Origin of the sequence: Psychrobacter glacincola (assembly GCF_904846215.1) — a bacterium.
Classification (GTDB): Bacteria; Pseudomonadota; Gammaproteobacteria; order Pseudomonadales; family Moraxellaceae; genus Psychrobacter; species Psychrobacter glacincola.
Genome location: NZ_CAJGZK010000004.1, coordinates 1 through 12,253, shown reverse-complemented (window position 1 = coordinate 12,253; position 12,253 = coordinate 1). Strand labels below are relative to the sequence as shown.

Genomic DNA, 12,253 nt, shown 5'->3' with positions numbered 1-12,253 from the left:
TGAGCACAACCTCTTTTATGGGCAGTGCCTTTATAGTATCTGTGAAATAGAAGAGTCCAATAACACCGTATCGAATTTTGCAATACATACCTCGGTACAGTGTTATTGATACGTTTACATTTCGGACGCAGATGTATGCGTGAAGTGAGGCTGATTATAGTTTGATAGCTACCTACGGCTATGCTGTCGCCTCTCATTAAATTCTAATTTTTCATAGTAGTACAATAAAATTCTAAGGATGGATAGCTATGCGAGAAACTTCTGAATTACCACTCACAGGTGTCAAAGTCATTGATTTTGGTCAATATATTGCAGGTCCCGCTGTAGGCATGATGCTTGGCGACTTAGGCGCAACAGTAGTTCATATAGATCCACCGTCAGGTCCAAAATGGGATAGTCCGGCTAACGCCGTATTAAATCGCAATAAATTGATGTTAAAACTCGATCTTAAGACTGATGAAGGATTGGCACAGGCTAAAAAATTAATTTTAGAAAGCGACATCGTTATCGAAGGCTTTCGCCCTGGAAAAATGGCAGAAATGGGGTTAGATTTGGTAAAGCTGCGTAAAGAACGTCCGCAGCTGATTACGCTATCAATTCCTGGATTTGCCTCGAATGATGAAAAGCGCCGTGAGCTACGTGCCTATGAAAGTATTGTATCAGCGAGCTCAGGCGTTTTTACTGACATGGGTTTAAATCGTGTACTAATGGGCATTAATCCATCGTTCTCACCCCTTCCACTTCCCTCTGCTTATGGTGCAATGCTAGCAGGTTCTTCAGTAGTTTTTGCTCTACAAGCACGGGAAAACACTGGCGTTGGCGATGCTATTGAAGTTCCTCTTGCAGCAGCTGTAATGGAAGGTCTTTGTTACAATTCAATAGAAATTGAAAACTTACCTGAACGTTATTTGACCCAACGTGAAGTTGAAATTCAACGCCGCCGCGTTGAAGGTATTCCAATGAATATGGACTACGAAGAATTACAAGAACTGCTAGATCCTTTTTACCGCAGTTATATGTGTAAAGATGGGCGTATGTTTTACGTGGTGTGTCCTAGTCACAAACATCATGCTAAACGTTGTTTAGAAGTATTAGGGTTATACGATGAATTAATTGAGGAAGGATTGACTGAAGAGGAAGACACTTATTTGCCTTCTAGTCAGTGGAAATCTGATACATCGCTTGGTGTTTATCCCATGCCAAAACATTGGGCAGATCGTATCGCTGAGAAAATGAAAGCTGCTTTTCTAATACGTACCTCAAAAGAGTGGCAAAAGATTTTTGGTAAACGCGGTATACCTGGAGCGCCACAGCGTTGGTTACAAGAATGGATCCATGATGATCATGCTGAAACTGCAGGGCTAATGATTGAAGTCGAAGATCCAACTTATGGCAAGATGATTCAACCAGGCCCGATTGTTTGGTTAGAAGAGTGTGGTGAGTTGATGTTGCAACCGAAACCGCCGCAACCTATTGACTTTGATGGCGCATTAAAAGAATTAAAGAATATCAAAACCAAGTTACCTTTAGTCAGTAATAACGATGAAAAACGTGGTTGGTTAGACGGTATTAAGGTACTTGATCTTTGTAATGTCATTGCAGGGCCACATTCGGCGTGCTATTTAGCACGTTTTGGTGCAGAAGTGATTAAGCTTGATTCTGCATCTCCATTGTACGATAGCTGGAATACTGTCATTTATGGTATGTCTCAAATGGTAGGTAAACGATCAATTCTTGCTGATATTGGTAAGGGTAAAGGACGAGAAGTATTTGAGAAATTGGTTCGTTCGGTGGACGTTATTGTTTGGAATGCGACAGATACACAAATTAAGAAAATGGGGTTGGATGCTGAAGGCTTAAAAGCATTAAATCCTGACGCTATATTTTGCAAGCTTGATTGTTTTAGTGGTGTGCGTAAGGGTCCGAGTAGTGATTTCATAGGCTATGACGATGTGGTACAGGCTTCTACTGGCATCATGTTGCGTTGCGGAGGAGCTATGGACACTCCTGAAGAACACGCACACGTTGGTACCATTGATGTCATGTGTGGCTTTGGTGGAGCAATGAGTATTGGCGTGGCGCTATATCAAAAATATCGTACAGGCCGTATTGGACGCGGTCGTACTTCATTAGTAGCGAATAGTGCATTACTGCAAATTCCATATTGTTATGACTTCGAAAAACGTGGGTTATTTGATGAGCCATCAGGTCGTGAAACGAACGGCCATGATGAATTGACGCGCTTTTACTATACCTCTTCAGGGAATTACTTGTTATTAAACGCTTCTGAAATCGATGTGAAAAAGTTTGAAAACGTTGAGGGATTAAAAGGTTTTAGCCAGTTAGATGAAAATGACCGTTCTACATTTTTGTCTAATGCATTTCAAAAAATTCCTGCTCATGATTGGGTTAAACGCTTACAAGCTGCTGATATTGCTGCTGTAATTTGTGCGGATATTAATGCTTTACGTACTGAATATAGTCACATAGCGGATGATAAACCAGGTACTGATCGTGGTAGTTATTCTTTTTCGATTTATGAGAACCATCCAAGTGGTCATAAAGTTACCCAACTTGATCCTTATGCTGTTCGACCATCGCATAGCGCCGTATACGCGCTTTCTCGACCTGAAAAGTTTGGGCAATCAACCCGTCAAATAATGCTGGAACTTGGCTATAGTGTGGTGGAAATTGATGCCAGTATCGCCAGTGGGGATTTGAGCGATAGCTGGAGTAGTGAGTATTTACCAAGTTAAACCAAATGATAGGTATCAAGCTACCCGAAGGATTGGGTAGCTTGATACTGAGGTAAACCAATGAAAGACTATCTAAAGGAATAGACATGAAGCCTGAAAAAAGAAAACCTTTAACTAGACTGCCGATCAAAGTTGCAAGCAAAGGCTTTTATGAGGGTTTTAATAAAGACGTTACTGTTACTGCAAAGATTTTACTGGGCTTGTTCATTTTATGGGCAGTCGTGTTCCCCGAAAACTCAACGGCTATGCTAGGTGCAATCAATAGCTTCTTACTCAATCAATTCTCGACATGGTATATATTATCCGTCGCTTTTTTCTTGATTTTAGCTTTGATACTGGCCGTTATTCCGCGCTATGGAAAGCTGATTTTGGGGGATCAAGGAGATAAACCTGAGTTTTCTAACTTTTCATGGTTTTCTATGATCTTCGGCGCTGGTATCGGTGTGGGTATGTTAACATTTGCGACCGCAGAGCCAATGTATCACTTTGCCAATAATCCTGAAGTCATTCAGGGTATGGCAACAGGCTCTGCTGCAGATAATGTACGATATGCCTATAAATGGGCCTTTCTACATTGGGGATTTAGTGCGTGGATTTGCTACTCCTTAGTCGGATTGTCTATGGCGTATTTCTCATTTCGTCGTAAGCTACCTCTGACTATTCGCTCGGGTCTTGCGCCACTATTTGGTAAAAAGCTATCTGGTAATCTCGGTAATGCGATCGATATTGTCGCTGTTATTGCCACTATCTTGGGCGTTGCACAGACACTAGGATTTGGGGTTGAGCAGTTTGTTTCTAGCATGCATCGAGTTGGATTAGGCGATTGGTTACTCAATGCTGATGGCACATCGTCAACGGCAGCGATTATCGTTGCACTTGTAGTTATCGTTGGGATAGCAACACTGTCTGCGCTTTCTGGGCTTGGTAAAGGGGTCAAATGGCTGTCTAATATTAACATGGGCTTAAGCTTTGTTCTCTTTGCATTCTTCTTAATATTCGGTTCGACCTTCTTTGGTCTAACTGCATTTTTTGTAGGCTTGTTCGACTACGTAGTCGCGCTCCCTGAGCTACTCGTTACCGTTTGGCAGCCAGATGGTACGCCCGTTGGCGATACTCTTGCCACATGGCAAAAAGACTGGTCAGTGTTCTACTGGGCATGGTGGATTGCTTTTGGTCCCTTCGTTGGTGTGTTTTTTGCTCGCATTTCACGGGGTCGTAGTATCCGTACTTATCTATTTGGTACCGTTATCCTACCTGCTCTTATGTGCTTTATTTGGTTTTCAGTGGTAGGCGGAACAGCGATTGACTTAACGCTCAGTGGTGCGGCCGGTGACGCTATTTCGGGTGTGGGACAAGAGGCTCAATTACTCGCTATGCTAGATGTAATGCTGTCCTCAGGTTTCGCTTGGGTAATGGCAATTTTAGTGTTGGTTCTACTATTGACCTACTTAGTTACCACGTTAGATTCGGCAATTTTGGTTATCAACATTATCAATTCAGGCGGTAACGAAGGTCCAAAAGGTCGCCCACATATTATATTTTGGGGTGTCATCTTAGCCTCAGTTGTTGGCGTTCTGCTTATCAGTGGAGGACTTGGCGCCATTAAAACAGCTATGGTTATTGGTGCACTGCCTTTTAGCTTTGTGATGGTGCTTATGGGAATATCCTTAGTTAAGGCCATTCTTTATGATACAAATCCTGCTAATGCAGATAATATAAATTCCTTAAACGATCAATAACTTAGGTTAACACAACAAGTATAACAATAGACTATCTAGTACTTGAATATTTGTTTTTTACCTTACTCGTTTCTTAGGGCGTGTTGAACATTCATAATTTCAACCAAAGATAAGCACAAGCCAAAGCTACAGTATTTTCATAACTTTGTTTGAGCTTATCAAATCTGGTTGCAACTGCTCTGTAATTTTTTAGCTTAGCGAAAGCGTTTTCTACTAAGTGGCGAGCCTTGTAAAAGTGCCAGTCTATATAATCGTGTAGTGGTCAACTAATTCAGGACACCTAATATGAACCGCTCTTGGATTGTCGTATTCTCTCAGAATGTTGAGTCTCCGACAATCCAAGGGCGGTTCAGGTTAATTATTCGCAGCCTTTGGAGTGTGAAGCGCACAGCAAGCGAGAGAAATTTATACCAGCATAATGCTATTCTGAGCGTAACTCTTTTATATTGAACTCACTATAGTGATATTATCAGTAATCAAGAAAATTTATCAGATATCGTTCATTTCGGTTATAAAAGCATATTTTTATATGCAATTTGTATAAACAGAGATTACATCTGTTTTGTTTATTGAAATAACTTCACGACTAATAAACCTAAAATCTTTTTGGTCTGTCATGATGATTTTGTAGATCGTAATGACTGTAAAAGCTCCATGGTTATTAAGTACAAACAACCATAGAGCGTCCAAATATAGGTAATGTTACTAACCCACGCCTCGTGATGATGTGCGTCAAATTTCTGATCAATCAGGTTTGGATAGATTGGATATTAACGTCTCAAAATACTAGCGTCATACTCAATCCTTTATTATCCTTGCGACTTGACTCTGTCAATATAGAACCATGCATAAAAACGTCAATACCTGCTTGCTCACAGATTGACTTGACGATTGACAGCCCTAGTCCTGTTCCCTCTGTCTCACCAGTTTTCTTGTCCACACTATCAGAACGCAACCCATTATCAGAATTTTCTGGCAGTTTATCTGACGCTTTAGTCGTCTGACTCAGCCTGACAAATGGCTCAAATACGTTTATATACTCATCAGGGTGAATGCCTTCTCCTGAATCTATTATTTGCAAGGCCAGTCTGCCAGCAAGCTGCTGAGGTAGGACTTTTGTATTTGTAAGCCCGACTACATGGACACCAAGGCTACTTAGTAAAGTAGAATTATGACGCTCTATTTCTTTGGCAGTTGCGCCAAATCGTAACAGTTTAACCGTTACCTGACCGTTATCTGAGGTATAAATAATGGCGTTCTGGATAAGGTTTTTAACAAGTATTAACAAGGCCGTCTCGTCCATATTCACTTTGTCTTCAGTCGATAACTGGACGGTCAATTCTATATTCTTATGATCAGCAATTGGGATAAGCAAACCAATGACTTGTTCAACAATAACTTTGACAGACACAGGCTCATGCTTGGCATTATTTGTAATATTAATGTTCCCAGCACGCGCGAGCGTTAACAGTTGTTCGACCAATCGTTGGTTGCGTTTGAGGCGAATGGCAAGCTTGTCTAAACCTGCAGTCATCACCTCATCATCAGTGAGACGCTGTAATCGTTGCAGCTGTAATGAGATAGCGGTGAGCGGTGAGCGCAGCTCGTGAGCGGCATCAGCAATAAAGCGTTGCTGCCGTTCAATACTAATCTTCACCAGTGCCAGCAATCGGTTTAGAGACTGTGCTAATGGCAAGAGCTCAGTCGGTAAATTGCTGACAGGTAAGGCACTCAAATCACTTTCATGGCGCTGACCGATGTCAGTCTGTAGTTGACGGACAGGTTTGAGCATCCGCCACATAATAAAGGGTAGCAGCACTATTAAAAACGCCATACCAACGATTAAAGGTAAAAAAGACTGCAGCGCACTAGACGTAGCAATATCTTCTTGGAACTCGGTACGCTGCCTGACGATGATAACTTTACCCGTGCCATCACTACGATAGACACGCCATACTTTATCATCTATCGTCTGCGTGCTGATACCAGTTGGGATTGAGGAGAGATGCTTTAAATCAAGATGGTCAAAGTCGTCATCGTTTTGATGCTTTGAGGTACTATCTTGATCGGAGTCTTTATCAGATGAGCTATAGGTTAGGGGTGCGGTCATCGCTGTATTGATGACATCGACAGTGATACTACCATCGTCCTCATCGGTCTCGAAGTGCGTACTGTTCTTATCCGACGGGTTAGCGCTAGATGCTTTAATATCAATCGTTTGTTCAAGTAGCGCTGACATACTCTTAAGGTTGTCATCTTGAAATTCATTGATTTCTTCATAGCTGTACCAAAAGCCATAGCCACCTGCAACGATCGCTAATAGTAGTAACGCTAACATGGACCAAAAAATCAGCTGAAACTGCATGGATTTAAAGAGTTGGCGAATGAACATCATTGGTTACGCCTTATTGTTACTGACATACCAACCAAGTCCTCGGACATTCTTAATTCGGTGTTGTCCCAGCTTTTTTCTTAGACTATGAATTAAGAACTCAATCGCGTTGCTTTCAACCTCACCGCCCCAACCATATAACGAATCTTCAAGTTCCGTTTTGGACATGACTTTTTCTGGGGATTGCATAAAGGTAGCAAGCAACATGTATTCTTTAGCCGTCAAGTCAACAGGAGCGTCATCCATAATGACGCGCTTATGCGAGGTATCTAGATGTAAATTACCAACACTCAGCTGATTGTCCGCCTTGCCTTGAGCACGGCGAATAAGCACCCGCATCCGTGCAAAGACTTCCGCGAGTTCAAAGGGTTTGACCACATAATCATCTGCCCCTGAGTCAAGCCCTGCAATACGGTCTTTGACATCATCACGAGCGGTAATAATGAGTACAGGCGTGTCAATCTTAGCGTCTCGGATAACGGTCAATACGCCCATACCATCAATCTCAGGCAAGCCTAAATCCAATAAAATAATATCATAAGGTTGTACTTTTAAAGTTAGGATGGCTTGGCGGCCATCTTTTGCCCAATCGACTGTATAAGCCTCATCTTGCAACGCCTCGCTCAGGCTCTCACCAATCATTAAATCGTCTTCGACCAGTAGCACGCGCATGAGCCTTCCTTTATTGGTAATGGCAGCTTTAAACCAAAACGCTCTAAGCGACATTATAATAATATCGCTTAGAGCCATTCAGAAATCATTAGATATGATAGGTTAATTTACTATCTTAGCACTTACTCGCCGTACTATTAATCATCACTGTCAGCGGCTTCTACTTGGCTACGAATAATCTGTCCAGTCATGCTATCGATAACCACTTTATGTACTTGAGTTCCTTTGACAATCTCAATCTTATAGGCAGGCTTGCCAAAATCTATATCAAACCCTGCTTCAATGACTTTTCCTTTCACACTTTGGTTAGCCTTTTTTATCGCTTGGTTGAGACTGGTTTTAGACTTTTTCATGGCGTTATATTCTGCTATATCTTCTTTATCAAGCTTATCTTGCTTATTGCTTAAAATTTTACCGCTATTTGCATCAATCTTTACTTCATATTCGGTATTATTGTTGACAATGTTAACTTCATAATTGCCACCTGCTGAATGGTCATGTTGATCAAAGTCAGCGCTAACAATCTCACCTTTCATGGTTTTTTTAGCAATAATAATGGCTTGCTCAAGACTGATCTTGCTTTGTACCGCTGCTACGGCTTCACTGACTTCGGTTTTTGTAGTGGTGCTTTGCCCTACAGCGATAGCAGCGGTGCTGACACCTGCAATACTCAGTACCATAATGATAGATTTGCTTAGGGTTGATAAGTTTTTCATGATGTTATCCTTTGTCTTTGAGTATTTTTTATGACAGATGGGCTATCCCGTATACTGTATTTATCATTTCAGTATACGGGATAAAACATAGGAGAGACTTAGCGCTGACTAAGAGTTACATTAGTCGTATTTTATTTAGAGAGGTCGTTTAAATTTGGAAGATCAATAAATGAGTTTTGTATTAAACATTATTACTATTGTGCTGATCAGACAGTCGACCTTTAATGAACCAAACAATAATAATGACTATAGCAAGCAACAAGAACACCTTAGAGTAAGGCGCTAGCATAGTCGCAATGACCTCGTAGTTTTTGCCCAAGTAAAACCCTGCTAGGGTCAATATTGTCGTCCAAATGCTTGCCCCCAAAGCCGTTAATATTAGAAAAGAGACCAGTGGCATTCTATTCATCCCCGCAGGGATGGAGATCAATGAACGAATACCAGGCACCATGCGACCAAAAAAAACCGCTTTCTTACCATGTTTATCGAACCAAGCATTGGACGACAAAACATCCTCAGACTTAATAAACACGTATTTGCCGTACTTTTCAGTAAATACTGTTAGGCGCTCTTTATTGAACAAAGTTCCCAAATAATAGAGAGGCAAGGCCCCTAAAACGCTGCCAAACGTACCCGCTACTATGACCAACAGTATATTTAAATCACCCCTAGCTGCCGCAAAACCTGCTGCTGGCATAATAAGCTCAGACGGTATAGGTGGAAAAACATTTTCGGCAAACATAGCAAATATAATGCCGAGATAGCCAAACTTTGCCATGATAGTCAGCACCCATTCACTCATTTGATGCATTGATTTACCTTATATTGTTGGTGATTGATTTATTTCTTATTGTAGTAGAGTAAAGCTGAAATGCGTTCACAATTTTCTATAGAAGATTTTTCAAAAATACTTTATATTCCATTAAAAATCACACATAGAAAAGTGGCTAGCAATAGCCACTTTTTTTATACCACATATCTTTAGCAGATACACTTAGCTTTACGCAACCAGACAGGATGTGTCATGAGACATTTTTATTTAGACTTCATCTTTACAGCTATCGCATTGATGATAGCTGCATGGTGGGGATATTCACATGGCGGTATGGGCGGTTTGATAACCACCCTTTCTATTACTGCTATTTTGGCCGTCATGGAGATTTCATTATCATTCGATAATGCGGTGGTCAACGCCTCAGTCCTTAAGGGCTGGGATGAATTTTGGAAAAAGATATTTTTAACAGTTGGTATTCTAATCGCTGTATTCGGTATGCGCTTGGTGTTCCCGATTGTCATCGTTGCCGTGACTGCCGACCTTGGTATGATGCAAGTTATAGATTTGGCATTGAACGACCCTAAAGAATACTCAGCCAGATTATTGGCGCATCATGCTGAAATTTCAGCGTTCGGTGGTATTTTCTTATTGCTCGTCTTCTTAAACTTTATCTTTGATGAAAAAGAAGTGCATTGGTTTAACTGGTTAGAGAGCCGTTTGGCGAAATTAGGCAAAGTTGATGCCATGAGCGTATTTGTCGCACTTATCGTCTTGATGATTGCCGTATCATTTGCTAACCCTGAACAATCAGCTGCTGTCCTAATCGCTGGCGTATGGGGTATCTTGATTTACCTTGGCGTACAAGTGGTTTCTGGTATGCTTGAGGGTGATCTCGAAGAAGACTTAGAAAACAAAGAGAATGGCTCAGGTACCGCAGCGACCAGCGCCATTATGAAAGGCGGTATTATCGGCTTCTTATACTTAGAAGTCCTTGATGCCTCATTCAGTTTCGATGGCGTGATTGGCGCATTTGCGATTACCAACGACGTGATCGTGATTATGTTAGGTCTTGCCATTGGTGCGATGTTTGTACGTTCGATGACCATCTTTTTGGTCGACAAAGGCACGCTTGATGAGTTCATTTATCTTGAGCATGGTGCGCACTATGCCATTGGTGCTTTAGCTATCATCATGCTGCTATCAGTGAAATTCCATGTACCAGAGATTATTACTGGTTTGATTGGTATTGCCTTTATTGGTTGGGCATTGCTTGCTTCACTCAAGCATCGCAAGCAACAAGCAAAGTCGATTACCTAGTGTTTATATAACAGGGTGTATAGACAACATAACGTAAAAAGATTTTGTCTTAAAGCGTTATTAATGACAGGTTATATCAAGCAATTGGTATGACCTGTTTCCTGCCACGCATTACTTTTTATCATCTAAAGTCAACGTCTCCCCTTATGACTCATATTGCCAGAAACAAGAGATATACATGCTAAAGAAAGCTGAACACACATTAGAGAAAACCATATTTAATAGTCGCTGGTTACTAGCTCCATTTTATTTGGGATTAGTGCTTGGTATTATTTTACTGTTTATCAAATTTTTCCAAGAGCTGTGGCATATGATTACCCATGTGTTTACTGCTTCTGAAGCCGATATCATCGTCGGTACATTGGCTCTTATCGATATGTCATTGGTTGCAAGCTTATTGCTCATTATCATCTTTAGTGGCTATGAGATTTTTGTCTCAAAGATTGATACCGGTGATCATGAGGATCGTCCTGAATGGATGGGAAAAATTGATTTCTCTGGTCTGAAACTTAAAGTCATCGGTGCTATTGTCGCCATTTCTGCCATTGATCTTCTCAAATCATTTATGGATATACCGAAAGACATGAGCGATAGTGATGCTAATGTATTGATGTGGAAAGTGATTATCCATATGACGTTTGTATTCTCTGGCTTGTTATTTGCTTTGATGGATAAGATTGTCGGTGATACCAAAAAACATTAGAAAAACTTCAATAAAAAATCCATTCATTGATTTATAAAAATAGACGCTAAGGAGCGCACATGGCAGGGGCCAGTTTATTAACCTTACTTGATGACATCAGTGTGATACTAGATGATGTGTCAATCATGACCAAGGTTGCCGTTAAAAAAACGGCGGGTGTATTGGGCGATGATTTAGCACTTAATGCAGAGCAAGTTTCAGGGGTTAAAGCAGACCGCGAGCTGCCAGTAGTTTGGGCAGTCGCCAAAGGCTCATTCGTTAACAAGCTTATTTTAGTGCCATTAGCGCTGCTTATTAGTGCCATTTATCCCCCTTTAGTTACCTTTTTACTCATGTGTGGAGGTGTATATTTGGCTTATGAGGGCGCTGAAAAAATCATTCATAAATTCTGGCCACATATTTTACCTCATGATGAAGACCAAATCGCTCGCCTACGCGCCAATGCTGATGAGACGATTGATTTGGTTGCTTTTGAAAAAGAGAAAATTAAAGGCGCGGTGCGTACAGACTTTATTCTGTCGGCTGAGATTATTGTGATTGCGCTAGGCTCGGCAGTTGGAGCGACGCTTTTAGAGAAAAGCTTGGTGCTGTCCATTATTGCCATTGGTATCACAGTGGGTGTTTATGGCTTGGTAGCAGGTATCGTCAAAATGGATGATTTGGGTCTTTATCTAATGAAGCAGACGAGTAATGCAAAACAGAAAATAGGCGGCTTTTTATTGTCTGCAGCACCAAAGCTGATGAAGTTTTTATCGATTGCTGGGACATTAGCGATGTTTCTAGTGGGCGGCGGTATCTTGGTGCATGGGATTGATTTTTTGCATCATGAAGTGGAAGATTTAGCGCACCTAACAGGCATATTTGAAAGCATAATAACGATGCTATTAAATGCGTTAGTAGGCTTAGTCGTCGGTATCATCGTCGTGGCTATTGTTACCATGATTGGTAAAGTACGCGGTAATAAACCCTCTTCTGCGCATTAGACATAACGATTATTTTTATTCATTTAACCTTCTTTTCAAGAGCGTAATAAGCCATGTTTGAATTTGATTTAAGGTAAGCATCCGACCATCCCCTATTGCGGTGGCACCCAGCGATGAGGCAACAACTCATCCAGATCATCTTGAATAGGCAGGCGTCTTAGCACGTCTGTCAAATAGGCAGACACATCCAAGCCGTTTAA

General features: G+C 41.2%; 10 protein-coding genes and 1 pseudogene. 5 read left to right on the top strand and 6 right to left on the bottom strand.

Annotation, left to right across the window (positions count from 1 at the left end; genetic code table 11):
* The first annotated feature begins 248 nt into the window (after positions 1-248).
* Together JMW90_RS03370 and JMW90_RS03365 are read left to right on the top strand one after the other, a co-directional pair.
* On the top strand, positions 249-2,756 hold the full coding sequence (locus JMW90_RS03370; RefSeq protein ID WP_201561690.1) for a CoA transferase: 2,508 nt from the start codon (positions 249-251) through the stop codon (positions 2,754-2,756).
* Positions 2,757-2,842: 86 nt separating this feature from the next.
* Positions 2,843-4,495, top strand: a complete 1,653-nt coding sequence (locus tag JMW90_RS03365; protein ID WP_201561689.1) for a BCCT family transporter — start codon at positions 2,843-2,845, stop codon at positions 4,493-4,495.
* A 91-nt stretch (positions 4,496-4,586) separates the two neighbouring features.
* On the opposite strand, the pseudogene JMW90_RS03360 reads toward JMW90_RS03365, so the two are convergent.
* The 5 genes and pseudogenes from JMW90_RS03360 to JMW90_RS03340 form a co-directional block, all read right to left on the bottom strand.
* A pseudogene (locus JMW90_RS03360) lies at positions 4,587-4,742 on the bottom strand (IS5/IS1182 family transposase); the annotation flags it as partial.
* A gap of 531 nt (positions 4,743-5,273) precedes the next feature.
* On the bottom strand, positions 5,274-6,890 hold the full coding sequence (locus JMW90_RS03355) for a sensor histidine kinase (RefSeq protein ID WP_201561688.1): 1,617 nt from the start codon (positions 6,888-6,890) through the stop codon (positions 5,274-5,276).
* Positions 6,891-6,893: 3 nt separating this feature from the next.
* Positions 6,894-7,637 carry a response regulator gene (locus tag JMW90_RS03350; protein ID WP_265089215.1) on the bottom strand — a complete coding sequence of 248 codons (744 nt, stop codon included), beginning with the start codon at positions 7,635-7,637 and terminating at the stop codon, positions 6,894-6,896.
* A 59-nt stretch (positions 7,638-7,696) separates the two neighbouring features.
* On the bottom strand, positions 7,697-8,275 hold the full coding sequence (locus JMW90_RS03345; protein ID WP_201561687.1) for a PepSY domain-containing protein: 579 nt from the start codon (positions 8,273-8,275) through the stop codon (positions 7,697-7,699).
* A 181-nt stretch (positions 8,276-8,456) separates the two neighbouring features.
* Positions 8,457-9,086 (bottom strand): DedA family protein, encoded by a 630-nt coding sequence (locus JMW90_RS03340; protein ID WP_201561686.1) that lies wholly within the window; start codon positions 9,084-9,086, stop codon positions 8,457-8,459.
* A gap of 213 nt (positions 9,087-9,299) precedes the next feature.
* Here JMW90_RS03340 and JMW90_RS03335 point away from each other — a divergent pair, with 213 nt between their 5' ends.
* From JMW90_RS03335 to JMW90_RS03325, 3 genes are all read left to right on the top strand, one after another.
* Positions 9,300-10,367, top strand: coding sequence for a DUF475 domain-containing protein (locus tag JMW90_RS03335; RefSeq protein WP_201561685.1), 1,068 nt, complete (start codon positions 9,300-9,302; stop codon positions 10,365-10,367).
* A gap of 178 nt (positions 10,368-10,545) precedes the next feature.
* Positions 10,546-11,070 (top strand): TIGR00645 family protein, encoded by a 525-nt coding sequence (locus JMW90_RS03330; protein ID WP_201561684.1) that lies wholly within the window; start codon positions 10,546-10,548, stop codon positions 11,068-11,070.
* Positions 11,071-11,129: 59 nt separating this feature from the next.
* Positions 11,130-12,053 (top strand): DUF808 domain-containing protein, encoded by a 924-nt coding sequence (locus JMW90_RS03325; protein ID WP_201561683.1) that lies wholly within the window; start codon positions 11,130-11,132, stop codon positions 12,051-12,053.
* Between the two features lie 92 nt (positions 12,054-12,145).
* On the opposite strand, the gene JMW90_RS03320 is transcribed toward JMW90_RS03325, so the two are convergent.
* Positions 12,146-12,253, bottom strand: a 108-nt coding sequence (locus JMW90_RS03320; RefSeq protein ID WP_201561682.1) for a transposase domain-containing protein, incomplete at its 5' end; no start/stop codon positions are given.